The sequence below is a fragment of the Sphingobacterium sp. UBA1498 genome (assembly GCF_002325125.1).
Taxonomy (GTDB): Bacteria; Bacteroidota; Bacteroidia; order Sphingobacteriales; family Sphingobacteriaceae; genus Sphingobacterium.
Map to the genome: position 1 here is coordinate 45,846 of NZ_DCRG01000019.1, position 26,093 is coordinate 71,938.

Annotated in this window: 21 protein-coding genes and 2 pseudogenes; 13 read left to right on the forward strand and 10 right to left on the reverse strand. The window is 37.7% G+C overall.

Translation table 11 applies throughout. The features are described from left to right. Positions 1-134: 134 nt before the first annotated feature. The gene (gene era / locus B3139_RS10705; RefSeq protein ID WP_293882766.1) at positions 135-1,013 is read left to right on the forward strand and encodes a GTPase Era; all 879 of its coding nucleotides are present in this window, start codon (positions 135-137) and stop codon (positions 1,011-1,013) included. Positions 1,014-1,084: 71 nt separating this feature from the next. Here the strand turns inward: era and uvrC are convergent, their stop codons facing one another. The 4 genes from uvrC to B3139_RS10725 form a co-directional block, all read right to left on the reverse strand. Beyond that, positions 1,085-2,884, reverse strand: a complete 1,800-nt coding sequence (uvrC, locus tag B3139_RS10710) for an excinuclease ABC subunit UvrC (protein WP_293882769.1) — start codon at positions 2,882-2,884, stop codon at positions 1,085-1,087. Positions 2,885-2,977: 93 nt separating this feature from the next. Then, the gene (locus B3139_RS10715; RefSeq protein WP_209578266.1) at positions 2,978-5,248 is read right to left on the reverse strand and encodes a transglycosylase domain-containing protein; all 2,271 of its coding nucleotides are present in this window, start codon (positions 5,246-5,248) and stop codon (positions 2,978-2,980) included. A 237-nt stretch (positions 5,249-5,485) separates the two neighbouring features. Continuing rightward, positions 5,486-5,965 (reverse strand): 2-C-methyl-D-erythritol 2,4-cyclodiphosphate synthase, encoded by a 480-nt coding sequence (gene ispF, locus B3139_RS10720; RefSeq protein ID WP_209578265.1) that lies wholly within the window; start codon positions 5,963-5,965, stop codon positions 5,486-5,488. Between the two features lie 362 nt (positions 5,966-6,327). Beyond that, positions 6,328-7,146, reverse strand: a complete 819-nt coding sequence (locus B3139_RS10725) for a glycogen/starch synthase (RefSeq protein ID WP_209578264.1) — start codon at positions 7,144-7,146, stop codon at positions 6,328-6,330. Between the two features lie 147 nt (positions 7,147-7,293). On the opposite strand from B3139_RS10725, the gene panC reads away from it, so the two are divergent. From panC to B3139_RS10760, 7 genes are all read left to right on the forward strand, one after another. Next, positions 7,294-8,154 carry a pantoate--beta-alanine ligase gene (gene panC / locus B3139_RS10730; protein WP_293882780.1) on the forward strand — a complete coding sequence of 287 codons (861 nt, stop codon included), beginning with the start codon at positions 7,294-7,296 and terminating at the stop codon, positions 8,152-8,154. Positions 8,155-8,198: 44 nt separating this feature from the next. Next, a complete protein-coding gene (gene panD, locus B3139_RS10735) occupies positions 8,199-8,549 on the forward strand; it encodes an aspartate 1-decarboxylase (RefSeq protein ID WP_209578263.1) in 351 nt (116 codons plus the stop codon). Between the two features lie 135 nt (positions 8,550-8,684). Then, on the forward strand, positions 8,685-9,047 hold the full coding sequence (locus B3139_RS10740) for a hypothetical protein (RefSeq protein WP_209578262.1): 363 nt from the start codon (positions 8,685-8,687) through the stop codon (positions 9,045-9,047). A 363-nt stretch (positions 9,048-9,410) separates the two neighbouring features. Further along, positions 9,411-11,747: a TonB-dependent receptor gene (locus B3139_RS10745; RefSeq protein WP_293882787.1), complete on the forward strand. Its 2,337-nt coding sequence runs from the start codon at positions 9,411-9,413 to the stop codon at positions 11,745-11,747. Between the two features lie 17 nt (positions 11,748-11,764). Further along, complete coding sequence (locus B3139_RS10750; protein WP_293882789.1) at positions 11,765-12,232, forward strand: thioredoxin family protein; 468 nt, start codon at positions 11,765-11,767, stop codon at positions 12,230-12,232. Between the two features lie 74 nt (positions 12,233-12,306). Beyond that, the gene (locus tag B3139_RS10755; protein WP_293882791.1) at positions 12,307-12,993 is read left to right on the forward strand and encodes a hypothetical protein; all 687 of its coding nucleotides are present in this window, start codon (positions 12,307-12,309) and stop codon (positions 12,991-12,993) included. Positions 12,994-13,274: 281 nt separating this feature from the next. Further along, on the forward strand, positions 13,275-13,874 hold the full coding sequence (locus B3139_RS10760; RefSeq protein WP_293882794.1) for an FKBP-type peptidyl-prolyl cis-trans isomerase: 600 nt from the start codon (positions 13,275-13,277) through the stop codon (positions 13,872-13,874). A 557-nt stretch (positions 13,875-14,431) separates the two neighbouring features. On the opposite strand, the gene B3139_RS10765 is transcribed toward B3139_RS10760, so the two are convergent. The 3 genes from B3139_RS10765 to B3139_RS10775 all read right to left on the reverse strand — a co-directional run bounded on the left by B3139_RS10765 (position 14,432) and on the right by B3139_RS10775 (position 18,014). Continuing rightward, positions 14,432-14,590, reverse strand: a complete 159-nt coding sequence (locus B3139_RS10765; protein WP_293882797.1) for a hypothetical protein — start codon at positions 14,588-14,590, stop codon at positions 14,432-14,434. 97 nt (positions 14,591-14,687) lie between these two features. After that, entirely contained in the window at positions 14,688-17,036 is a 2,349-nt protein-coding gene (locus B3139_RS10770) for a hypothetical protein (RefSeq protein WP_293882800.1), read from the reverse strand. 237 nt (positions 17,037-17,273) lie between these two features. Continuing rightward, positions 17,274-18,014 (reverse strand): hypothetical protein, encoded by a 741-nt coding sequence (locus B3139_RS10775; RefSeq protein WP_293882803.1) that lies wholly within the window; start codon positions 18,012-18,014, stop codon positions 17,274-17,276. A gap of 427 nt (positions 18,015-18,441) precedes the next feature. On the opposite strand from B3139_RS10775, the gene B3139_RS10780 reads away from it, so the two are divergent. After that, complete coding sequence (locus B3139_RS10780; RefSeq protein WP_293882805.1) at positions 18,442-19,431, forward strand: IS110 family transposase; 990 nt, start codon at positions 18,442-18,444, stop codon at positions 19,429-19,431. A gap of 45 nt (positions 19,432-19,476) precedes the next feature. Beyond that, a pseudogene (locus tag B3139_RS10785) lies at positions 19,477-20,015 on the forward strand (transposase); the annotation flags it as partial. Positions 20,016-20,215: 200 nt separating this feature from the next. On the opposite strand, the gene B3139_RS10790 reads toward B3139_RS10785, so the two are convergent. Genes B3139_RS10790 through B3139_RS10800 form a run of 3 tightly spaced genes read right to left on the reverse strand, consistent with a single transcriptional unit; the run spans position 20,216 to position 21,030 of the window. Beyond that, entirely contained in the window at positions 20,216-20,506 is a 291-nt protein-coding gene (locus B3139_RS10790; RefSeq protein ID WP_293882810.1) for a transposase, read from the reverse strand. 2 nt (positions 20,507-20,508) lie between these two features. After that, a complete protein-coding gene (locus B3139_RS10795; RefSeq protein WP_293882936.1) occupies positions 20,509-20,802 on the reverse strand; it encodes an IS110 family transposase in 294 nt (97 codons plus the stop codon). Between the two features lie 48 nt (positions 20,803-20,850). Then, positions 20,851-21,030 carry a hypothetical protein gene (locus B3139_RS10800; protein WP_293882813.1) on the reverse strand — a complete coding sequence of 60 codons (180 nt, stop codon included), beginning with the start codon at positions 21,028-21,030 and terminating at the stop codon, positions 20,851-20,853. 347 nt (positions 21,031-21,377) lie between these two features. Here B3139_RS10800 and B3139_RS10805 point away from each other — a divergent pair. The 3 genes and pseudogenes from B3139_RS10805 to B3139_RS10815 form a co-directional block, all read left to right on the forward strand. Beyond that, positions 21,378-22,097: pseudogene (locus B3139_RS10805) on the forward strand (IS256 family transposase); the annotation flags it as partial. A 1,416-nt stretch (positions 22,098-23,513) separates the two neighbouring features. Continuing rightward, positions 23,514-25,157: an NAD+ synthase gene (locus B3139_RS10810; RefSeq protein WP_293882818.1), complete on the forward strand. Its 1,644-nt coding sequence runs from the start codon at positions 23,514-23,516 to the stop codon at positions 25,155-25,157. 330 nt (positions 25,158-25,487) lie between these two features. Then, positions 25,488-26,060, forward strand: a complete 573-nt coding sequence (locus B3139_RS10815; RefSeq protein WP_209578256.1) for a DUF4136 domain-containing protein — start codon at positions 25,488-25,490, stop codon at positions 26,058-26,060. Positions 26,061-26,093 lie beyond the last annotated feature (33 nt).

Consider the following 26,093-nt stretch of genomic DNA (forward strand, 5'->3'; position numbering starts at 1 on the left):
CCAACTGCTCCACCCCGCAATATATTTTTGAACAAAATTGCTTTTTTCTTTTGAAAAAACAAGATTATGATCCTTCCGAATTGGAGTACAAAGATATATTTTGTTTCTTTGTAATCCTAATAAAATTTAGAAAAATGTCACACAAAGCAGGATTCGTAAGTATCATCGGAAAGCCAAATGCTGGTAAGTCCACCCTAATGAACGCTTTAGTGGGTGAAAAAATGTCTATCATTACACCCAAAGCGCAAACGACAAGACACCGCATTATCGGTATTGTAAACGATGAAGACCATCAAATTGTGTTTTCGGACACTCCAGGTGTTATTAAACCAAACTATTCTCTGCAGGAATCCATGATGAATTTTGTCCAAGGATCTTTGATCGATGCAGACATTATTCTATTTGTGACAGATATCAACGAAAAATACGATGAGAATGATGTCCTCGAGAAATTACGCAAAACAAATTCTCCTGTTGCTGTACTGATCAATAAAATTGATAAATCTTCAGAAGAAGAAGTCAAAGCAAAAATTGAATTTTGGCAAGAAAAATTAAATCCGGACACTATTTTTGCCATTTCAGCAAAACTGAATCATAATGTCGCTGCAGTAATGCAATACATAAAGGACAAGTTACCAATTCACGAAGCTTATTATGAAAAGGATGAACTGACGGACAAATCCATGCGTTTTTTTGTCTCCGAAATGATCCGTGAAAAAGTGTTCAAACTGTATGATAAGGAGATTCCTTACAGCACAGAAGTAATCGTGACATCTTACAAAGAGGAGGCTAATATTACGCGTATTGCAGCAGAAATTATTGTTGAACGCGACTCTCAAAAAAATATTATCATTGGAAAGGCAGGCGCCATGATCAAAAAAGTGGGAACCTACGCACGTCAAGATATTGAGGAGTTTATCAATGGAAAGGTATTTCTCGAACTTTTCGTTAAAGTAATTCCTGACTGGCGAAGCAAAAAAAATTACCTTAAACGTTTTGGTTACGATGACTAATTCGTATTGAATGCATCAGCCGAATATCTTGGTGTATAAAACTTCGGCTGATGCACTATTCTACTTTAATGTTACTTTGCAAAGTATTCACGAAGTGCTTTAATCTGTTTGAGATTAAGCACTTTTTTTAGGTCTTCATCAGACGCCTCCTTCACCTTTTTTACCGACTTAAATTCAGTTAACACTTTCTCCACCGTTGTTTTGCCTATGCCTGGCACGTTTTCAAGTTCAGAAACAAAAGTTTTTCGGCTCCGCTGATTTCTGTGAAACGTGATTCCGAACCGGTGAGCTTCATCTCGAAGATGTTGAATCACCTTGAGGGTTTCAGATTTTTTATCTAGATAAAGTGGATATTGGTCGCCGGGATAGAAAAGCTCCTCCAGCCTCTTCGCAATACCGATCACCGTTACTTTCCGTTCGATCCCCAATAAGCGCAAGCTCTTTAAAGCGGCCCCTAACTGCCCCTTACCACCGTCTATAATAATCAATTGGGGCAGAGGCTGATCTTCATCCAATAACCTTCTGTACCGTCTAAAAACAGCTTCCTCCATCGTAGCAAAATCATTGGGACCCTCCACGGTCTTTACATTGAAGTGGCGATAATCTTTTTTGGAGGGTTTCGCATCCTTAAATACCACAATAGCAGACACAGGATAATTTCCCTGAATATTCGAGTTATCAAAACACTCAATATGTTGCGGCAGCACATTCATCCGAAGATCCTTTTGCATCTGTCTTAGAATACGCTCAGTCCGGATATCCGGATTAAGCTTTTCATATTGCAACAAACGTTCCTTCCTAAAAAATGCTACGTTCTTTTGAGAAAGTTCAAGGAGCTTTTTCTTTTCACCCAATTTGGGGATTGTAAATCGAATCCGTTCGTTCTCTTCAATATCTAACTCAAATGGTACGATAATTTCACGCGAAAGGCTTTTGAAACGATCCCGTATCTCTGGTATAGCCAAGGCTAGCAGTTCTTGTTCACTCTCATCTAAACGCCGTTTCATTTCCAGTGTTTGCGTCTGAATAATCACACCATTCATCACTTTCAGGTAATTGACAAAGGCATATCCTTCGTCCGAAGCGATGCTAAATACATCAACGTTTGTAATGGATGAGTTAACAACGGTGGATTTACTCTGATAATTGTCTAGCTTATCCAACTTCGCTTTGATTAACTGCGCTCTTTCGAAATCCAAAGCTGCAGCTGCAGTAGTAATACCTTCTTTCAAGCGATTGGTCACCATAGCGATCTTTCCGTTCAGAATATCCTTAATATCGCTCAGATTCTGATCATAGTCTTCTTCAGATTGATACCCTTCGCAAGGCCCCTTACAGTTTCCAATTTGATATTCAAGACAGATCTTAAACTTGCCCTTCCGTATATTTTCCTGTGTTAGGGCCAAATTGCAGGTCCGCAAGGGAAACAATTCACGAATCAGATCCAAAACAATATGCATCATCCCCACCGAAGGATAGGGTCCGTAATAGCGCGAACCATCTTTGATATATTGCCTGGTCCAAAAAACGCGTGGAAAAGGCTCATTCTTGATAACAATCCAAGGGTAAGTTTTATCGTCCTTAAGAAGAACATTATACTTGGGTTTGTGTTTCTTGATCAATGAATTCTCAAGCAACCAAGCATCAATCTCCGTATCAACTATAGTAAAAGATATCCGATTAATCTTACGGACCAAAACACGTGTTTTGCCATTCAGCTGATTTTCACTAACGAAATAAGATCCGACCCGATTGCGCAGATCTTTCGCTTTACCAATATATATCAGCTCATTATTTTTATCAAAATACTGATAGACTCCAGGCCGATGCGGTATCTTCTTTAATTCCTCTCTATAATCAAATACGTCCATTATGTTTCAATATCAAGCACTTTCAGCAAAAAAGCCAGACAACAAATTTCGAAAAAATTTATTGCCTGGCCCACTGATATTCGTTAAAATAACCTAGAAACCTAAGCGGTCATCTTTTAGTTTAGTTTCGTCTTTACTGCTCGAATCGGTAGATCCATCTTCCACATCAGAGCCTCCGCCCCCCCAGTACTGATTACAGTCTATTACACGGGTGAGTCCACCTTGAGGTTGTTCAAAATCACCTTTGGTATATTTTAAATTCGAATCTTTATATACTTTCTGCATGTAATAAGCGAATACTGGCATAGCTGCCGCGGCCCCTTGACCGTACTCCATGCGATCGAAACTAATGCCCCGATCTTCCGCCCCGGTCCACACACCTGTAACCAATTCGGGCGTAATACCGATAAACCAAGCGTCCGAGTTGTCATTCGTTGTACCCGTTTTACCTCCGATTGGATTGGTGAGCTTGTACATCCATTGAATACGTCTGGCAGTACCCTGAGACACCACCTTTTTAAGCATATCCACAATAATATATGCTGATTCACTGTTCAAGGCTTTTACCACCTTTGGTGCCTTATCATAAATTGGTGTCCCATTTTTATCTTCAATCCGCAGAATTGCTGTCGGCTCAATCCAAGTTCCTTGGTTTACAAATGCCGAATAGGCACCTACCATATCAAACACCGACGCTTCGTAAGCGCCCAAAGAAATCGAGGGATAACTAGGAACATCACTTGTTATACCCATTCGCTTTGTCAATGCTGCGACTTCCGCAGCACCAACTTCGTGTACTAAATATGCTGTCGCATAGTTTTGAGAATAAGCAAGGGCCTTAGCCAACGTAATGGGGTTTCCTCCTTGCGCATTTCCCCTTGGGGTCCATCCGTTATACGTTTGTTGGTAATTTGGAATACTATAACAGGGCGAATAGCCGTTGTCAATCGCAACTGCGTAAGTAAATGGTTTAGCCGTCGATCCGACCTGACGCGTTCCCATTTTTACCTGATCATATTTAAAGTGGTCGAAGTCAATACCCCCTACCCAGGCTTTAATATGTCCCGTCTTCGGCTCCATAGACATCATTGCATTGCGCAACATGAGTTTATTGTATTTAATGGAATCCATTGGCGTCATCATGGTGTCGACGCTTCCTTTCCATGTAAAAATATTCATAGGAACTTTTACATTGAAAGCCTTTTTGATTTCGTCTTCATTCAAGCCTTCTTCCTTCAAAATCCGGTAACGATCAGAACGCTTCATTCCGCTGATTAATAGCTTCGCTTTATCGCCTTTGAAGGGATCCCTATTTTTCCATTGTGCGGAAAATTTAGACTGCAATTGCTTCATCCACTCCTTTTGCGAATCCTCTGCATATTGCTGCATAGACATGTTGATTGTCGTATAGATTTTCAATCCATCGCGATCAAGATCATAAGGTGTACCATCCGGTTTGGTAATGGAAAGCTTGGCAAATTCCTTTTTGATCTCGTCTTTTAATACCGCTCTGAAATAGGGAGCCAATCCTTCGCCGTAATTTGCAATCTTAAGTTCTAAACCAAGTGGTTTCTCTTTTGCTTTTGTTGCCTCTTCTGCCGAGATAAAATTAGCGGCAACCATATTGTTCAGCACCGTATTACGTCGGGTGCGAGATTTATCAGGGTAACGAACCGGAGAATATGCTCCCGGACCTTTTAGCATACCCACCAACAAAGCTGCTTGTTCCGCTGTCAATTTGTCGGGAGTCGTATTAAAGTAAGTCCGTGCAGCAGATTTGATTCCATATGTATTGTAGGCACCAAAGTCTACCGTGTTGAAATACATGGTAATAATCTCATCCTTGGTATAATTTCTCTCCAGACGAACGGCCGTAATCCATTCCTGAAATTTTTGGATGACACGTTTTAAAAAATTCTTCTGACGTCCATCCGAGAAGAGATTAAGTGCCAGCTGTTGTGTAATCGTACTCCCCCCTTGCTTATTACCTGTCAAGGTATGGAAGATGACTGTGAACGTACGCGAATAGTCTATACCAGAGTGATCATAGAAACGTTTATCCTCTGTAGACACCAATGCTTTGACCAAATAAGGGGACAATTCGCTATACTTAACATTGGAACGGTTTTGAACATAATAAGTTCCCAGTACTTTATGATCTTCAGTGATAACTTCAGAAGCTAAATTGCTTTTTGGATTCTCCAAATCACTGAAGGAGGGCAATTTCCCAAATAATCCAAGACGTATACTCAATATAAACAGAAAACCTATCGCAACAACTCCAACGATAATCTTCCAAAAATTGAACGTATATCGTTTGATATCAGCTTCCGTCAGTTGATTTTTTTTTGATACTCGTTTCATCTAATCACTAAATTTCAGACGTAAATATTATTCATTTTAAGACCACACAGCGTATTCAGGTTTTACACACACTGTGCTATTTTAAAACTTGAATACTGCATTATTTTGATCCTTGTAGACTTCAATTAAGACATTAATGCTCACTCTATCAGATAGTGTGCCAATAATCCTTACTTGGCAAAGGTATTACTAATTGTACCAAAAGCAAGAATTTAAACGCGAAAATATTAAGCAGAACTACGCACGTTCGATCAAGCAAACCGCATAGGCAACCGCTCCTTCCTGACGGCCGATAAACCCCATGGTTTCATTTGTCGTTGCCTTAATGGAAATATCATCGATATCCAAACCAGTGGCTTCAGCCAATTTAACTTTCATTTGCGGGATATAAGGTTTGATCTTAGGAGCCTCCAAACACAACATTGAATCGATATTGCCAAGTGTGTATCCTTTCTTCGCGATCAGCGCCACACATTCTTTCAGTAACAATAAGCTACTGATACCTTTCCAGCGCATATCCGTGTTTGGAAAGTGATAGCCAATATCTTCTAAATTGGCAGCACCTAAAATGGCATCACATATCGCATGCACCAATACATCTGCATCAGAATGGCCAAAGGCCCCAGCATGATGCTCCAATTGAACGCCTCCAACAATAAAGGGATGTCCCTCTTTCATCTGATGGACATCAAATCCAAATCCTACCTTAATTTTCATGACAATAATTATAACTATGGTGTCTACTCCTATTTAAAATATTCCGAGACACTCGATTTATATACCTTTAAAACAAAGTCAATATAAGCTATTACAAGCGCCCAGCGCCGCTATAAATCAAACTTAGGACATCTTCTCCGAGATCTCCACGTATCAACATATAAACCTAATGACAGATTATTGCGAAGATAACAATTCGCAGCTATATTTATTGTTACAAATGATTTAGGGAGGAGGCATTGCGAAGAAAGTCACTCAAATAGCAATTCGACTTAATGAAAACCTGCGTAATAAAAAAAAGGCTATTTTTTTAAAATAACCTTTTTTTTTATTGCTTTTTGAAACGCTTCGAAAAGTATAGCCTACGCTTCTACTTCTTCAGGCGCAAATTGATCATATACTTCTCCAAAAGCATCATAGTCTTGATCGCCGTTGGGCTCAAAAACCTGAATATCTTTTGATCTTGCAAAATCAACTATTTCGGTATTGACATTTTGATCTGCAACAACGACCATATCGGTAAAATGCAAAGCACCTTTATAGATAGCCTCATAGCTACCATCACCGTACACCTGCGCATCCTCAGCTTTAAATGAACCCTCTGGCGCCATTTCCGCATACTTCGTACCTAATGTACCTTTAAACTCTTCATTGAACAAAGAGTACATTACTTTTGCATCCTTGAATGTCGGATCGTCTTTATAAGTCGTCTTGACATACGCCGGTACCAACGCAGAGAACCATCCATGACAGTGCACTACATCTGGGGACCAACCTAATTTCTTCACAGTTTCCAACGCTCCTTTACAGAAGAACACCGAACGCTCATTGTTGTCTGCAAAGAACTCGCCATGCTCATCACTAAAAACTTTTTTACGCTGAAAGTAGTCTTCATTATCCAAGAAATACACCTGCATACGGGCCGCAGGTAATGAAGCAACTTTAATAATTAGCGGATTATCATTATTATCCACAACAATGTTCAGGCCTGAAAGACGAATAACCTCATGTAATCTATTTCTACGCTCATTGATATTCCCAAAACGCGGCATTAAGATCCGGATCTCAAAACCCTTTTCTTGCATCGCTTGCGGAAGTTGACGTGTGATTTCAGAAATTTTAGTTAATTCGAGGAAAGGCGACATCTCGTGAGTAATAAACAATATCTTCGTTTTTGCCATCTCCAGTTATTTTTATTTATTATTTTCGAACAGTAAAATCGGTCTACAAAGGTACGAAAAAAATACTTACTATGCAATTTACTATTAATCATCGTTTTATATTCCCAAAATAATATGCAACTTTGCCAACAAAAACTAAATAGCAAAGTGGAAATTTTCAAAACGAAAGCCTCTCTCCAAGCATACCTGCAAGAAGCACGAAAAACCGATCAAAAAATCGCCTTAATTCCTACCATGGGGGCATTACACGAAGGACATTTATCCTTATTAAATTATGCAAAACCATTGAGCGACATTCGCGTCTGCAGCATCTTTGTAAATCCTACGCAATTTAATGACCCAAAAGATCTTGAGAAATATCCACGCCCAATCGAGAATGATATCAAACTATTGGAAGCTGTGGGGTGTGATATTCTTTTCTTGCCAACCGTTGACGAAATGTACCCCGACAAACACGAACACTGGCATATCGATTTGGGCGAACTGGATCAAATCTGGGAAGGGGAAAAACGTCCAGGACATTTTCAGGGCGTCACTCAGGTCGTCTATAAATTATTTACATTGGTACAACCGCATATTGCCTGTTTCGGACAAAAAGACTTTCAGCAGGTCATGGTTATTAAACGCATGATTGAAATGAAGGATCTACCTATTCAATTGGCGATATGCCCCATCATCAGAGATCAAGATGGCCTAGCTTTGAGCTCCAGAAACATGCGATTAAGTGAAGAAGGAAAAAGAATAGCGTTGGCCCTTTCACGTTCCTTGACATACGTAAAGGACCACATCAATGATGCTATAGCACTCCGGGAAATAAAAGACCAAGCGCTGAAGATTTTAACAGATACAGATGGACTGAGCGTTGAATACTTTGCCATATGTGAAAGTACCAGCTTAAAGGAGGTCGATCACATCGATTTCAGCAAACAACATGTTGCCCTTGTCACTGCGTGGGTTGAGGGCGTCCGTCTGATCGATAATATGATTCTGAATAATTTGTCAAATTAATTGACAAATCTTTCAAATTCAGTAGAAAGCCCTAACTTTGCGCCATGGTAATAGAAGTAATGAAGTCCAAGATTCACCGCGTTAAAGTCACACAAGCGGAATTGAATTATGTGGGTAGTATCACAATAGATGAAGATTTGATGGATGCCGCAAATATCATCGCTAACGAGAAGGTTCAAATCGTAAACAATAACAATGGAGCACGCCTTGAGACTTATGTTATCCCTGGCCAACGCGGTTCGGGAACGATCTGTTTGAATGGTGCTGCGGCACGCCTAGTTCAAGTTGGCGATATCGTCATCATCATTTCCTATGCAACCATGGATTTTGAAGAAGCCAAACAATTTCAACCCTCGCTTGTATTTCCAGACGACAACAATCATTTGATTAAATAGTATGGATGTAAGGAAAAGAGAACATTAAGGTATCAAAAATAGGCATACTTAATATTTTTTTAATCCATACAGCTCTATACTGATAAAATAAAATCGTAATTTTGAAGCGTTACCCTAAAAAAGTAACGCTTTTTTATGTACCCAAAAACAACCAGAAGTCCACGTCAGCTTATTGCATTATGCCAATTGGTATTAATGTCTCTGATTATTATTTCAGGTGTTGTTTTTATGCACAAAGAGGTAAAATCTACAGGTGAAATTGTCATGCACACCCACCCTTATGATTTTACCAAGAAACAAAAGCCCCAAGAAACAGATGACCAAATCGAATACCTGAATGTCATCTATCACAACACCTACGTACAAACCGAATTTACCGTCCTTGAACTTCCAATTCCCCGCGAAGTAAGACAGGTGCGTTATAATTCCTTTTGTCCGGAAGCGATTACGGCAACTATCGATCATTACCACTTACGTGGTCCCCCCAGCTTAGTATAAAACTAACATCAGAGATTTCGAAAACCGGTAGTCTGGCATGGCAGTACTCGACGCTAATAAACGGAACGTATCGTATGCGTCCAGTAACGCATTGCTAAACCACGGAATGACTATATCTGTACGACGTCTTTGATACAATTTCTTATTGGCCTCCTTTTCGAGAATTGTCGTTGATACCAAGGCGACACCCTTCGTTGGACTACCTTAAAGTGGTTTCAATGAACTCCTTGGTACAATAGCCCTATATAAGGACAAGTTATTTTCTTGTTTCCTATTCGTGTTCAATACCTTGAATGTTGTTCATAGCGCGCTATAGACAATGCTATACGAGGCTTGTATTTTTAAAATTTTTATAAAATTACTATGCTAAAGCAATACACTTTATTCGCTACATTACTGGCGGGTACATCCACTATATATGCCCAATCGAAACTTGAAGGCTATTTATTCAATAAAAACCATGAAGCAGTTCCATCCGGTACACTAACTTTAAAAAACAGCAAGCTTGCGACTACATCTGATACAGCGGGCTACTTCAAGTTGTCTGCTATACCGATGCAAAAAGTAACCTTAAATATATCTGCAGTAGGCTACCGCTCAATCAGCAAGGTTATCTCCCTTGATACGCTAAAGGCTCCGTTACATATTCAACTGGAGGAAGACAACCTCAATTTGGATGAGGTTGTTGTTTCTGCTACACGTTACGGCGTTAAACGAAAGGATGCTCCGGTGGTTGTCAATGTAATAGGCCCCAAATTATTTAATGCGACACAATCTGTCGCCATGTCTGAAACACTGAATTATCAGCCGGGGGTACGCGTAGAAAACAATTGCCAGAATTGCGGTTTTTCACAAGTCCGGCTGAATGGTCTCGAAGGTCCCTATTCACAAATATTGATCAATAGCAGAGCCGTATTCTCCGCACTGAATAGTGTATATGGATTAGACCAGATTCCCACCAGTATGATCGATCGTATTGAGGTGGTAAGAAGTGGCGGTTCGGCATTATTTGGAGCCAATGCGATCGCTGGGACAATCAATATTATTACAAAAGATCCGGTAGAAAATGACTGGCAGGTAAAATCAACCAACTCACTCATCGGTGGCAGAAGCTGGGACAATACGGTTGATTTTAACACCTCGACCGTCGCGGAAGACCTCAAGAGAGGTGCGACGTTCTACGGCATGCACCGCAATCGGGAAGCATATGATGCTAATGGAGATGGTTTTTCGGAAATGACTAAACTTCGAAACACTACTTTTGGCACAAAAATATTTTACAAACCGAGTGATCTAGATAAGATAACGGTAGATTTTAGTACAGTGAATGAGTTCCGTCGCGGTGGTGATCAGCTTGATAAAGTACCCCACTTGACGCAAATCACAGAACAATTGGAAACCAGTTCGCTTGTTGGCGGAATCACCTACGATCATTACTCTAGCGATTACAAGCAAAAAATGTCGCTTTACGGCTCTGTACAGAAAACCGTTCGTGACAGCTACTATGGCGGCCTAGGGGGCGGAGCAACACTCGCAGACAGCACATTAGCTGCCAATGCATACGGAAAGACAAATGATATCGCGCTGGTTGCAGGGGGACAGTATACCTACAACTTTGAACGCGATGTATTTACCGCCGGAGTGGAATTCTCGTACAACGATACCCAAGACGACATACCGGGGTACAAACGAACCATTGACCAGCAAAACAGAGGATTAGGCAGTTATGCCCAATACGAATGGAAGCCTTTAAGTAATTTTAAAACCTTGATCGGAGCGCGATACGATTATACCTATGTAGATGGCAAATATAGTCTTGCAGGTATAGACCGTAACTCAGATCAGCGTTTTGGCACCTTTAGCCCACGGTTGACAATCTTATATGATATCGCCAAGGAGCTCCAATTTAGAGGGGGCTATGCCCGTGGTTTCCGTGCGCCACAAGCTTTTAACGAGGACATGCATGTCACTTCCATTGGTGGAAATCAAGTATTTGTGTTAATTGGTGAAAATCTAAAAACAGAGTATTCTAATGCGTATACAGGTTCCTTTAGCTACAACAAAAATTTTGGAAATGTACAGACGAGTCTGCTTGTGGAAGGGTTTTATACGGATCTAAACAATCAATTTGTCAATGTCATGGCATCAGAAAAAGACGGATTGATCATCCAGGAGATGCAAAACGGTGAGGGTGCCCGGGTATATGGCTCTAATATTGAGATCAATATTGCACCATCATCTTGGTTTTCTATCCAAACCGGTGGGACCATTCAGCGCTCACGCTATAAAAAAGATCAACTTATCTACGAGGGAAAGGAAGACGGACAGGACATCCTGACCAAGAAATACGTCCGTACACCCAATATTTATGGCTATATGAATAGCAATTTAAAGGCGACCAAACAATTTGCAATCGATCTGACCGGAGTCTACACCGGAAAAATGATTGTTCCTCATATCCAAAACGATGTGATGACCTTGAAAGACGCGCGCGACTTCGTCGAATTAAATCTGCGGCTGGGTTATACCTTACCCATACATAAAGATTTTAGTATTGAAATTTTCGGCGGTATACAAAACTTGTTTAATGCTTTTCAGAAAGACTTTGACAAGGGACCATTGAGAGATTCAGACTATATCTATGGTCCGACTCGTCCTCGGACATTTACCTTTGGATTGCGCATTGGCCATTTCCATTAAAAAACAATAACTGATCTATGAAGCATTTCAGAAAAATATCCGTTCTGTCGATGATGTTATTTTATCCGCTCTGCCACTTTGGACAAGAGCGGATAAATTGGATCAGCTTCGAACAGCTTGATTCTTTACTCGCTGTTGAGCCAAGGGAAACACTGCTTTTCATCCATACCGATTGGTGTAGCTACTGCAGAAAAATGGAGCAAGAAATCTTTACAAACAGAGAAATTATTGAATTAATTAACCAGCGTTACTATGCGGTGAAGTACGATGCCGAATCTACCGAAGAGATTGTTTTCGACAATAGCATATGGAAGCCCCTAAGCAGAAAAAAGAAAGTAGGGAAATACCATCCATTAGCAGTACAATTACTGCGGGGCAAACAGCTTGTCTTTCCAAGTATTTTAAGACTGGACCTTGAATTTCATTTAAAAAGCATACGACAAAAATACCTGAATTCAAAAGAGTTATATGCTTTTTTAGAATAATTTAACATTTGATGTAGCGAAGTTTGTCCAGCCTGCGTTTTGAGTTTTATAATTAATACACACTTTAAGAAATTATGAAAAATATCACAAAATTTTTAATGGCGTTTTTGTGTCTTGGTATTCTTTTTACAGCTTGTAATAAAGATAATTTTGATTGGGATGCCTATTACAAACAACAAGAAGAGGCGATAAAAAAAGAAAAAGCAAGACAAGATTCTTTATATAAAGATCAAGCACCTCTTTTGGAAGCTTACGCGAGACAGAAGTGGGGTAACGACGCTAAGCGTTCAGACTCTTTGCTATCAAAAGGTATTTGGTACAAAATCGAATATGCTAAAGAAACCGCTACACCTTATACATATGGTATCACTTTAACAAATAACGGTCCTGCGATTACACCTTTTGCGGCAACTTTCAATTTTCAAGGAGAGTTAATGGATGGAAGAGTTTTTGATAAAAATCCAGTTGGTTCACCAGCTGTTTATACTGATATATACAAAGCCATCAATATATATAATGTAGGATGGATGAGAGCTTTTACGCCTCCTGTAATTAAACAGAATGGAATAGATTATTATCCACACGGATTACTTCCAAAAGGATTACAAAAAGGAGATAAAATTACTTTTATTGCGCCTTCATATTATTCGTTTGATCAAAATGAATATACTAAAGGCAGTGAGAAGGTGACAGTACCTAAGAATACACCAGTTGTGTATACAATTGAATTGTTAACTATTGGAGCTGCTACCTCCAACTAAACAAATAAGCCGTGCATTAAAAAGCCATTTTCTTAATGAGAATGGCTTTTTTTAGCAGTTTGCTAAAAGATAAACTAGATCCTACACTATCCAACATTTTGATATATTTAGTTACAAAGTTACATTCCAAACAACGCAGCTCTAATACAGAAATGTAAATTACTGTATCAAAATGTTAATTATTTAAGCGTAAACCTACAAGGAGAAAAAAATCATATACATTTGCTAGGCCATATTCACAATGAATTGGCCACTTTATTGAAAAACCAACAAATAATACCATGAAAAAATTGTTATCACCATTATTTTTAGGAATCGCAGTAACTGCTTTTCTTATTATTAGCTGTACCAAAAGTGATGATGCGCCGATTTATGATGCAGCTGCACAATTTAAAGCGGACTCCGTCACACTTAAAAATTATGTTAGCCAAAAGTATCCCGATGCACAATACAGTAGAGAAACAGGCATTTGGTACGAAATTTTGGCTGAAGGCACAGGAAATTATCAATATAAAATTGTGGATACCTTAAATGCTAAAGTCTTTAAAGTTAAGCCAACGGTAAAGTATACTGGTCGCCTAATAAATGGCAGTATTTTCGACCAAACTGAAACCGATAAAACGGCTAGCTTTGAGCTCCTCACCAATACCGGTTATGATTATCCTTTCGAGAGTACGCTTATACCAGCTTGGACATTCGCCTTTGCTCCTAAAAAAATAGGTGATGTAGATCTCGGAGGACTGACAGAGAAAGGGCTTCAAAAAGGTTCTAAAATTCATATCATGGCGCCTTCTAAATTCTGTTATGGAAACCGAGCGGTAGGGCCAATTCCTGCAAACTCACCCTTGGACTTCGTGATTGAATTGGTAGACATAAAATAGAAAATAATCAAAAGATTAAGTAAATATTAATAAGAGCAGGGCCTATTTTTTTTTACGCACTGCTCTTATTGGTAATTATATTAGCAAATATTACTACTTTAACCTTTTGAATATATATTCTAATTAGACGGACCAATCATCAGATCCACTGAAAATTCATCAAATGGAACTCCGAAACCTATATCTCCCCCCCCCTTGCATATACCAAAATCTACTTTCCAATTTATTTAATTTTACCGTAAATCCGATTGTATAAATTATATTAAATGTATTCGCCGGAGCCGATGGAATTGAATAATTACCTGGGTTATTAACTAAACCAATTTTTGTTGGTGAAACATAATTAGCTTTTAACCACATGAACGCCCCTTCTTTTGGGGTTGGCAAATATCGTGAATAAGTTTTATATTGAAATATATTTGAAATGCTTTCTGTACTCGGATTATAGGCATAATTAGACGATCCTGTAACAGCTTTGAACTAGTTATTACCCATTATTTGTAGCGAAGGCTTAATATATATTCCTCCTCCTGGCGCTAAATACGGTCCTACCGAAACTACTCCCGAATAACGGTTCTTAATGCTTCAAATTCTACTAAATAATAGCAATCATCATCAAAGCCAATCCTTACCTCAACGGTCATGGTATCACGAAAATCATCGCCTTCCGCTGGGTTGTAATTAAACAATGGGTTGTCAATACGTTTAGATAACACAGGTAATAGAGTTTGTTGAGCAAAACCCGTAAAATAAAATAAAAAAAAAGATTAAAAAAATAAACTTTTTCACAACTTGTTGTAATAAAAATGACACTTATAGTTTTAAATTTTGAAACTTATAGGCGATGTTGAGTAAAAGATATCTTCCAATCAAATCTGTCCTTGACTCTCTCCTAAGCAAGAAGTCATTTTTCAGAACCCTATTCTGTCTCATCTGGTTGAAAAGGTCAAAAATATTCAAGCTTGTCTCTATCTTTCCTTTAAAATATTTTTGAGATAGCGTTACGTCGGTTCGATTGTTTTCAAATGAAATTCCAGCAGAGTTAATGATATTGTAACTGTTACTAACCTCCAAATTAAAAAAAGCAAAATAATTCAGTCGAGCTGTTGTTGAAATGGTCTGGCTCAGCGTCCGAAAAGTGCTAGAGATTTGGGGTATCTCAATACTAGTAAATCTATTATTACTTAATGACAGGTTATACAAAATATTTGCAGAGAAACTATCTCGGTAATAGAATGTATTTATATTAGCCCCATATATAGCCGATTTATCTGCAAAATTTTCATTATCAATATAACGATCTGTTACACTAGTTGAATAAGATATTACATTCTGAAAGCTTAAATTCGGTATAAAAAATTTATTTTTAACATAAGTAAAAGCGAAATTGGAATTCTGACTACTCGCGTTTTCTGAATTGGCATATGATAACAATCTAATCCCTTTAATAAAATTCACCCCCGAGATAGTAGTGTCATTCTTCAATAAAGACAAGTTTTCAATAATCTTATTTCTATTCAATGAGGTTGAATAACTTAGATTTAAATTATCAGCATTTTTCATCTGATAATTGGCATTCCAGCTAAAATTAAATACAGATTGATTTTTCAGATCAGGATTTCCAATACTGGAATAATTGTCTGACAATGTCACGTTCGCAGGATCTCTTTGAGAAAGCGTAGGATAAATAACGACCTTGCCGAATGTAGCCGTATTACTCAAACGAGACTTTAAACTCCTGATAACTAAAGAAGAACTATACAATACGCCGTGGTTACGGTATGCTGATTTTTGATATGAACCACTTTCAAATCGATTACTCGATTTTTCGTAATAAATATTCGTATTAAGATCAATGTTCGGTTTTGACCATCTAAATGTTGTACCTATATTTTGAATTTCGTTTTTTTGCTCGGATCCTTTGGTTTCCGCAGAATTTATTTTATTTAATGAAACCGCCTTTGAAAGGTTTACATTATAATATAAATCTCCCAAAAAGACTTTATTAAGGTTAAACTTCAAAGATACTCTTGACTGAACAAAGCCGTTATTAATACGATTGAAGACTCGATTATAAATACTATCATTTTGATAGTTATTCTCGTTAACGGCTTTATTCTGCCCTATTGAGGCACTACTAACTAGAAAAACTTTATTTTTGTAAAGTTTATAACCAACATTTATTCTACCATTATACCCCTGCACTGTGGATGAATCATTCGAAAGAAAATCATTAGCTATATTACTTTTATTGCTATTTCTAAATTTGAAATTATCTTTTTGAATCCCTAATGTTACATCAAAATAAAACCTATCGAACACCTGGTTCCAAGTCGAATTAATATTAAAACTACGATTAAAATTCTTTTGCTCTCTTTCAATATTTGTATAGTTTTTTGAATCCTCTAATACAACCAAACTATCTGTATAGTAATCCTTAGAAAGCTTGTTATTATGATTAAAACCCGCCTTCAAAGCGAGGTCCCCATTCTTAAATTTTATTGTATTATGAACAGTAGTCTTGTTATTAAGCACCTTATTTAAATTTTCATCAATATCAGCGCCCCAATTCCAAGCATTATTATTAACATTTAAATCAAATAATGTCGTGCTATTATTTCTAAAATACATTGTATTTCCAGAAAAGTCATATTTACTTTTGAAATTATATTTCGTAGCAATATTACCTAAAAGTCCTGTTATTCTCCCGCTTGATGTTCTAAGATCAATAGAGTTAATCCCTCTATTTTCATTGCCCCAAAATTTATTTAGGGGATCAGTATACGGCTCCAAATTAAAAGATGATAAAATACCTGAAGGAAACATCCTTAACAATCCTACTGGTGAGATAAGATCAAAAACCTGTCCATTAATTTTTATCATTGTCAGCAAATTCCCTTGATAATAGATTTTATCATCCTCAAATCTAAATTCGGGATTCTCTTTCAACAAATCATAAGCGGTACGAAAATGATTTTTTTTCGAGCTATCAATATCAATTTTCACATATTTAGAACCAACATCAACAGTATCTAAAATATATTTCTTTAAAGTATCTTTTTCAATAAGAAAATCACGAGACAATGTGTGACATCTTTCTCCACTATAGCTAATTTTAAAAATAAGAAGAAGAAAAAGAAAAGAAAAAGAAATAGACTTCATATAAAATAATAGTTCCAAAATAGAACAAATAGACTTTTAAAGTTAATCAACAATTATTTCAAGCATATTTATAATAGGATTTAGGAGAACTAATTAACTAACAAACAGCTTATCGTAATCTTGTTGTCTATTCTTTCAATATTAATTTAAATTAATATTGAAAGAATAGTTGTGACTGCAGTAAAAAGTGAACTATTAATATTTAAAAAGAAATAAATGAAATAACTATTTCTACTATTAATTGGGTCGAGCTATTAATAAATCAATCTTTAGGGGTTCTTGACGAGGACCTAAATTGCCATCGGGATAAGATTCCATCCTTACATACCAACCAGCAAATACAATAGATGAGAATGGCCAACCTTTTTTATAACTTCCATTTATACTATACATTAAATCATACTCATTCCCACCCACATAATTTGGTAATGGTATACCGTTTTCTCCGGGATTCGGCACAATACCAATTTGCGTAGTTGTAGCATAATTTGCTTTTAACCATATAAAAAAACCCATTTCGCCCGATGGCCCATATTGATTATAGCATTTGTATTTTGACACTATATTTCTTCCAGGGATATTCGGATCGTAACCTACGGAGTTATGATGACAATGGTAATATTGTTTACTTGAAGGAGAAGGATAGATAGCACTATTATCTAAAATATATACACCATTGTAAAAATATGGCCCGTCAATATATGAGGCGATATCAGGCCTATTATTTTTAATACTCAGTGCTTCCAACTTCACTAAACAATACCAATCACCATCATTCCCCTTTTTTGCCTCTACGATTTTAGTTGCTCTAAAATTATCTAAAGAACTATAATTAAAAGTAGGGTAGGCAGAAGGCGCAGGGCCTAGAGGCGCAGATGTTTGCCCAAATGTCACTGAAAAAGGCAGGACTAGAAAACATAAAAATAAAAAAAATCTTTCCATAATAAATAGAATTACATTTAAAATTAACTTTTTCAAATATAACAAATTAAACATTATAAAAAAAATATTCTTAAAAAAATTAATATTACCTAGAAAATCTATACAGACAAATCAAATAAAGAAAGTAAAATAATAAAAAAAGTGCTATTTAAACAATAAAAACAACAAACACAAAAGATTTCATCTATAACAGAGAGAAAAATTAAAAATAAATAAAGCTATATAGCGAATTAAATACATATAAAAAATTACTTGAGAATGTAAACTGAACTGTCGTACATTTGAATAAATAAGATAGAAAGCGCATGGAATAAAGCCGATGAACTGTTGGTATAAAATACCGTCTGACACGTTCTGCTCCCATGCGTTTTTACATCTAAAAACTGAATAGTTCGGTAGGCTAAGAGCCTGTGTATGCGACGATAGTTTATTAGATGTGTAATTTTTGTTCAATCCTAAGGTTATGAAATTTATTGGAATCGACATTTCAAAAAGTACATTTGTAGCAGCTTACCCTCAGCTAAAAGGTTACCAAACCCACACGTACACGAATGACATAAAGGGGGTAAAAAAGTTCATTAGCTCTTTGTCCGTTGCGGATCACCAATGTGTGCTGGAGGCCACGGGAAACTATGGCACCTTATTGCTCTACATGCTCTGCGAGCAGAATATAGCAGCCAGCCTTGTCAATCCTAAACAGATCAAGCACTTTGCCAGAATGATGATGGCAGTTACCAAGACGGATGACGTTGATGCCAGACTGATAGCGTTATATGGAGAAAAGATGCACCCTCCCGTCTACAAGGTGCCAGCAGAAGCAGTTATCCTGATGAAGCACAAAAAAGTGGTTTTAAGACAGCTCAAGAAGCAATTAACGTCATTAACAAACCTTAGAGGCTCTTTTACTGTGCTTCCGCGGATAGATAAAAACAGTCTGAAGGCATTAGATAAAACAATAGCCTTTATAGAGAAACAGATTGGAGGCTTGGAAGCAGATATAGTCAACATCGCTAATGAGGAATTTAGTAAACAAATCAAGTCTCTGACTTCTGTCAAGGGCATAGGAATAACATTGGCTACTTCACTGATCATTTCCACTGCCGGCTTTACTCAGTTTGAAAATCCCAAGCAGCTATCCAGGTATATTGGAATTTGCCCTACTTATCAACAGTCGGGTACATCTATCAATATAAAAGGAACAATTAACAGAAATGGTGATTCTGACCTGCGCTCCTTACTTTACATAGCCTCGTGGTCTGCAATTCGTTATAATCAGGCTTGCCGGGAAACCTATCAGCGATTAAAAGCAAAGGGGAAGCCTTCCAAGGTAGCTCTAATAGCAGTTGCCAATAAATTAGTGAGGCAAGCATTTGCTATCTGTAAAGCAGAATCGATATACATTGATGGATATATCTCGAAGAAAGAAAAAACTTCGAATTTTTCTTGCATTTGAACATAGTTCGTGTCAGATAAAGAATTTTCATATTAAATACAGGAAATGGAAAAAGAGGAATTTGACTTTGAACGCTTCAAAGAGGAAGCAATGAGAGGCCTTTACAAAGGCAAAAAAATGGGCGGTGAAGATGGTGTTTTTGCACCGATGCTGAAACATCTTCTAGAAAGCATGTTGGAAGGCGAACTGGATCACCATCTACAGGAAAGTAAAGCTTCAAGAGAGATTAACCGTAAAAACGGGAGGACAAAAAAGACGGTACGTAGTATTCAGGCGGGACATTTCGAATTGGAGAGCGGTCGTGACCAAAACGGCACTTTTGATCCTAAGATAGTCCCAAAACGTCAATTGATCATTACAGAAGAACTGGAGGGTAATGTTATCTCGATGTATGCCAGGGGCATGAGCATAAGAGATATTTCGGGCTATGTGAAGAAGATGTATGCCATGGATATATCTGCTACTGAGATCTCCAATATTACTGACAAGGTCGTTCCTGCCTCAATGAATGGCGAAACCGTCCGCTAAAATCGATATATCCCTTTGTTTTTTTGGACGGTATGTATTCTAGATTAAGTAATTCCAAATATTATTTGATTTTTTCTTTATCATGACGCTTTTAGGTAATCTCCAACATATAATTCTCCTCTTTTAACTAGCGAAAAAATACGAAGTAACAATTTGGACCTGACGTTGTTCATAACAACCCCGAAATGCTTGTCGACCAACTTCCGTTCAGCATAGGCTTTATTTCCTTGTCATGCAAAATAGCAACCCTCGCAGCCTATGTTAGTTCCTGCTTCAATTCTTTATTTGCAAGAGGGCTGACCCGTTTACGCCCTCGGATACTTGTACCGGACATATTATCAAATGGGATAACACCCACATATACATCATATTTTATAGCGGTCGTGAATCCCGTAAAGTTCTCTGTGTAGACGATGGTCATCCACGCATTCACAGGACCTATACCTTTAATGCTTGTAATTATCCGATAGTTTTTCAAAAAGGGCTCATCCGAATTGATCAGATGCACGATTTCCGTCTCAATAGAGGCGATCAATCCCTCACTCATTTTCAGTTTTTTCTTTGATATCGGATTATTATATCGGGTTTTGGACTATGAAAAATGTGTTGGCGCTCTTTTATCGCATTCAATAACCCTGCGTTTTCCCTTACAAGCCTTTTCCGGTAGGAAAGCAATTTCTTAAGCTGTATAATATTGATATTAAGCGGTTTGCTAGGTTTAAGTCTTTTGATTTTCTCTTCTCCGTATCGGCTTATCCGGAATGAGTCTATCTGATCAGATTTCCCTCTCGTCATTTCAATAGATCGCTTGATCTCAAGCCCCGGAATCCGACAATAACAAATGTTTTTTGACTCGCAGAACTGAAGAAACCGATATTCATATCCGCCGGTCTATTCCATTACAACAAAAACAGTTTTTGTGTAAATCCCGTTCAATTTGCACCATTTTATGAACGAGTTAAAGCCTTTATTGTCATTAGAGATCTCAAGATGCAAGTTCCGCTCTGCTGAGCTGATGTCCAAAGTCAATTTGGATACATCCACACCCAGAATAACACTGTAATTTTCCATGGTTCTTTAATTAATGTTTACCATGATATTACCTCTTTCCAATAACCTTTGATATTTCAAGGATAGTATTCTAGTTGGGCCTTGGGCAATAAATAAAGGCAGGGGACTGATACATGCATAAGTTCTAAAAAAAACGACCACTACAATTAGTTCATCCCTGCCTTTAACCATAACGACCAAAGTATTCCTTATTTTTCCTGATTTTTCAGTGTGGTACGTCATGTACAAAGGCAATAGCAGGGGACTGATACATACAGAGGTTCTATTACTATTAACTACCATTACAATTAGTTCACCCTGCTTTCACCTAGTATTTGAAAATACCTCCATCATTTAATCTCTCTCAAGACCAAAGGCATTATAAAGTTAAAGACAATGGCAGCGTTCAAACACGTGCGGTGTACAATATACTCGGGGTGAATCGTGATGGTCGAAAAGACCTGATCGGCATCTATCTTTCAGAAAATGAAGGCGCGAAGTTCTGGCTGTCGGTACTGACGGATCTAAAGCAGCGTGGTGTAGAAGATATTCTGGTCGCGTGTATTGACGGTTTAAAGGGATTTCCGGACGCCATCGAAGCAGTATATCCTAAAACACAAATCCAACTTTGCATAGTTCAGCAAATTCGTTCAAGTCTGCGGTATGTTCCCGAAAAAGACAAAAAGGCTGTTGTCGCGGATTTAAAACCTATCTATCAGGCCAATAATCAGGATCAGGGCTACGAAAAGCTATTGGAGTTTGATGAAAAATGGGGCAAGAAATATCCGCTCTCTTCAAAGGGATGGCTGGATAATTGGGGAAATCTGTCTACTTATTTCGAGTATTCGCCCGATATCCGTAGAGCTATCTATACGACAAATGCTATTGAGGCGATGCACCGGCAGATTAGAAAGATTACGAAAACAAAGGAGGCATTTACCTCCGATCAGGCGCTATTCAAGCTCGTTTACCTGACTACTAAAGACATTTCAAAGAAATGGACTATGCCTATTCGTAACTGGGGGTTGACAATGCAACAATTACATCTTAAATTTGGAGATAGAATTACTTATTTTAATCCACTGTAATATTTAAGGTAACCAACGCTAATAATCAATGTAAATTGTAGTTTTGAAAATCAACCAAAGTTTTTTTTAAAAAATTTTGAAATTCCTCTAAGTGACCGAAATAAGTTTTAATAAGTTCATTTTTTAAAAGGAAACCGGCAGACTGGTTACACCAAATCAAAATAATATTTTCTGCATAATTAACGTTAAACATAAGCTGCTTCCCTTTTTAATTTAATTTCACGTTACATCAGCAAAATCGATCTTTATATTGATATAGAGTCTTTAATTACCTATTCAAACATGAATAGCATTAAGAAAAATTCACTGAAAGTAAATAAATAAACTTGTCGACCTAATAATTCATGAGAAACTTGTAAATTATTTCTGGATTTAAGAAGTCGATTCGGCTATCAATCAGCCCCCAATTAATCGCATGTGTACGATATTTCAATATTGAATCTGAAAAACTTCAGCCTGAAAGCAGCGTGAAGTTAAATGTGTCGGTATGGATTCTAACTAGATTCAGAGCTACCTATCCATAGACAATACGTAAGCTACATCTTCCTCATCGAAGTAATTACCTACAAACTTTCGATATGTACTTTGATGATTTGTATTACTTCAATATTAAAAATAATCAATAGAAACATTAACTCTGATACAGCAAAACACCAATTTCTGCTTAAACTCATTATTTCATCATTTCATGAACATTGATTAGTCATTCTTTATTCAGTCGTCACTGAGTAATCACTGAACAAGCACTAAAACGAGCAATGTTAAAACGTACAAGTTGGTTACAACTTAATCTCCATTTGCTGCCGTTAAGAATTAAATTAAAAAAATGAAAGTAACTGTGCTTATGTAACAAAGGAATCCCTCCTATACATTAACAAATCAAATTGGGATGGAAATGAATTGGGTGCAAAACCGAATGCGAAATATTCATAATAAAAAAGCTCGAAGTGGGGAACTCCGAGCTTTACCTAACCAATTATTAACCTAAATTATGAAAAGTTCTTTATATATTATTTTTAATATCTTTCGTTGCTTTTGATATATCAAAGGTACTATACATCTGCATTCATGTCAAGAAATTTAACAGCATTTAACGTTGTTAAAATTATGTTAAAACAGTTTAGCATAACCTATACCCTTAAAGCTATTCATTCCTCCCCTCCCGATTTGCTTACAGGCGATTACTGCCTTAAGAAGCGGTCCTATTCGATGCAATTGCACTAGCTTATTTTATATATACCTTAGAAATACCCCAGTATATTGCCACATCGGTAACACACAGGTTACAAACATCGATTTCTCTTGATTAACTTTCCTTTATTCCAATAAGAGCAAGCTTAGTATCAAAAAAAAGAAATAAATTTGTGAGAAGATCCTCCATAAGTAGGTATCTTATTTTTAGACGATCAATAGCATATGAAAATAGCTTTAGCACAGTTAAATTACCATATCGGTAATTTTGAAGCAAATACTAAAAAAATAATTAGCGCCATCCATCAGGCCAAAGAAGCCGCTGCCGATCTTATTATCTTCGCCGAACTCGCAATTGGCGGATATCCCGCCAAGGACCTGTTAAGAAATAAGGCATTCAGACATCAATGTGATGAAGCTATTCATCAAATCGCTGCACAGTGCCATGATATTGCCTGTATCATCGGAGCACCCGTCAAAAACGGTGATCCTGAAGGTAAAGAACTCTATAATTCTGCTGTATTTATCGAACATGGAATCGTAAAGGATGTTGTTAAAAAAGGTCTTTTGCCTGATTATGATGTATTTGATGAATATCGCTATTTTGAACCTAGTAGAGTTTTCAACTGCATCGAACTGAACGGCGTAAAGATTGCCCTAACAATTTGCGAAGATCTGTGGGACGATGACGAGGGTGGCAATTCGTACGTTGGCGATCCCATGGCAGAACTGAGAAAAGAAAATCCAGACCTACTCATCAACATTGCGGCCTCTCCTTTTTCCTATACGCATTTTGAGGAACGCGTTAAAGTTCTTAGTCAGCAGGTCAAAAAGTCGGGCAGACCGCTGATTTATGTTAATCAAATTGGGGCTCACATGGATATTATATTTGATGGACGCTCCATTGCCTTGAATAATGAAGGTACAACGGTCGCTGAACTAAAAAGCTTTGAAGAGGATCTTCAATTTATAACCTATCATCAACAAAATATAATCTCCACCACAGCCGCTCCTAAGCACCCTAAATCTGAGATGGAGCTTGTGCACGATGCATTAATCCTGGGCCTTCGGGATTATTTTCAAAAATCTGGTTTTAGAAAGGCAGTTTTAGGCCTGTCGGGCGGACTGGATTCGGCCTTGGTTGCTGCTTTAGCCTGCGAGGCTCTCGGGGCCGATAATGTATTGTCCATACTGATGCCATCGGTTTATTCTTCCGACCATTCGATAAAAGATGCCATGGATCTGGTCAACAATACTGGCTGCAAACACCATATCGTTCCCATCAAAGATATTGCTAATGCATACGAGCATAGCTTGGCCCCTCTTTTTGAGAATCTACAACCCGATACGACTGAAGAAAATATACAGGCACGCGCCCGTGCTGTAATTTTGATGGCCGTTTCCAATAAGTTTGGTCATATCCTGCTCAATACGTCCAATAAAAGTGAAGCTGCTGTAGGATACGGTACGCTCTATGGTGATATGGCAGGTTCCATCTCTGTAATCGGTGATGTTTACAAATCCAAAGCCTATGATTTAGCACGCTATATCAATCGAGAACGGGAAATCATTCCAATCAATACCATTGAAAAAGCACCTTCCGCAGAACTTCGGCCAGATCAAAAAGATTCAGACTCCTTACCGGAATATGAACTATTGGATCAAATCCTCTTTGAACTCATCGAAAATGAGAAAGCAGGATCTGAGGTTGTAGCAATGGGCTTTGAACAATCGTTAGTAGAAAGGATATGTAAATTGGTTAATAATGCTGAATTCAAACGTTTTCAAGCTCCTCCTATCCTGCGGATCAGTCCAAAAGCATTTGGTCCTGGAAGACAGATTCCGCTAGTGGCAAAATATCCTTATTAATTTTACAATTACGATTAAACCATATTTATAGTTTTTTGTCTAAAGTAATAGGTTGTAAAATCAAAAAGGATAATAGCATCCCGGAGGATAAAGAAACAATTGCCATAAAGACCGTCAACTGTAATATTTTTACACTTGAAAGGTATACGATAAGGAATAAAAACAAATTAGTTAAATAAATATAAGTTCAATATAGGCCATGAACCATCATGAGTTGGCCGTTAAATACGGTGATAAAATACTCATGATAGATTCATCACAGTTAATAAACAAACCGAGTGAAACGAGCTCATTTACACCGATGAGATCACACTTATAATAATTACTACGATGAAAAAGATTCTATTATTTTTGGTGCTTTGCGTTGCACTCGCATCATGTTCGTCTTATCAATACAATACCACACGGGTAGAAAAGATGGATTTTACGCCATTTAAGACGTATGCTTGGTTGCCTCCGGTCGACTCGTTATCAAAGTCTTATTTTGACAATGATATCGCTAAAACCAATATCCTGGACGCAGCAAATGCAGCTTTGGAAGCAAAAGGCCTTCAATATTCCAAAGATAACCCTGATTTGCTATTTCGATACATCACGATTGTCAATAATAAGAGTCGCTTGGTCTATGGTGGCGGCGGTTACTACGGCTGGGGTGGACCCTGGGGTTGGTATCGACCATGGTTTTCACCATATTACTACGGTGGCGGCTATTACCCAGTTGCAAAAGAGCGCTATCGTTATGGTCATCTGATTATCGAAGCTATTGACCGCAAAACAAATGCTGTGATTTGGCAGGCACGCGGATCTGGAGATGTCGATAACCCAGAAAAAGCAATTAATAACATCAGCAAGGTTGCAAAAGGTGTTATTGAACTGTTTCCTGTGAAGACCTTAAAAAAATAAACGAAGTTTATATATAAAAGAAAAAGACTGGNN

What these genes read in the sequence shown, in the direction of transcription:
- era (WP_293882766.1), top strand. Translation starts at nt 135, where the DNA reads ATGTCACACAAAGCAGGATTCGTAAGTATCATCGGAAAGCCAAATGCT.
- uvrC (WP_293882769.1), bottom strand. Translation starts at nt 2,884, where the DNA reads ATGGACGTATTTGATTATAGAGAGGAATTAAAGAAGATACCGCATCGG.
- B3139_RS10715 (WP_209578266.1), bottom strand. Translation starts at nt 5,248, where the DNA reads ATGAAACGAGTATCAAAAAAAAATCAACTGACGGAAGCTGATATCAAA.
- ispF (WP_209578265.1), bottom strand. Translation starts at nt 5,965, where the DNA reads ATGAAAATTAAGGTAGGATTTGGATTTGATGTCCATCAGATGAAAGAG.
- B3139_RS10725 (WP_209578264.1), bottom strand. Translation starts at nt 7,146, where the DNA reads ATGGCAAAAACGAAGATATTGTTTATTACTCACGAGATGTCGCCTTTC.
- panD (WP_209578263.1), top strand. Translation starts at nt 8,199, where the DNA reads ATGGTAATAGAAGTAATGAAGTCCAAGATTCACCGCGTTAAAGTCACA.
- B3139_RS10740 (WP_209578262.1), top strand. Translation starts at nt 8,685, where the DNA reads ATGTACCCAAAAACAACCAGAAGTCCACGTCAGCTTATTGCATTATGC.
- B3139_RS10745 (WP_293882787.1), top strand. Translation starts at nt 9,411, where the DNA reads ATGCTAAAGCAATACACTTTATTCGCTACATTACTGGCGGGTACATCC.
- B3139_RS10750 (WP_293882789.1), top strand. Translation starts at nt 11,765, where the DNA reads ATGAAGCATTTCAGAAAAATATCCGTTCTGTCGATGATGTTATTTTAT.
- B3139_RS10755 (WP_293882791.1), top strand. Translation starts at nt 12,307, where the DNA reads ATGAAAAATATCACAAAATTTTTAATGGCGTTTTTGTGTCTTGGTATT.
- B3139_RS10760 (WP_293882794.1), top strand. Translation starts at nt 13,275, where the DNA reads ATGAAAAAATTGTTATCACCATTATTTTTAGGAATCGCAGTAACTGCT.
- B3139_RS10770 (WP_293882800.1), bottom strand. Translation starts at nt 17,036, where the DNA reads ATGAAGTCTATTTCTTTTTCTTTTCTTTTTCTTCTTCTTATTTTTAAA.
- B3139_RS10780 (WP_293882805.1), top strand. Translation starts at nt 18,442, where the DNA reads ATGAAATTTATTGGAATCGACATTTCAAAAAGTACATTTGTAGCAGCT.
- B3139_RS10790 (WP_293882810.1), bottom strand. Translation starts at nt 20,506, where the DNA reads ATGAGTGAGGGATTGATCGCCTCTATTGAGACGGAAATCGTGCATCTG.
- B3139_RS10800 (WP_293882813.1), bottom strand. Translation starts at nt 21,030, where the DNA reads ATGGAAAATTACAGTGTTATTCTGGGTGTGGATGTATCCAAATTGACT.
- B3139_RS10810 (WP_293882818.1), top strand. Translation starts at nt 23,514, where the DNA reads ATGAAAATAGCTTTAGCACAGTTAAATTACCATATCGGTAATTTTGAA.
- B3139_RS10815 (WP_209578256.1), top strand. Translation starts at nt 25,488, where the DNA reads ATGAAAAAGATTCTATTATTTTTGGTGCTTTGCGTTGCACTCGCATCA.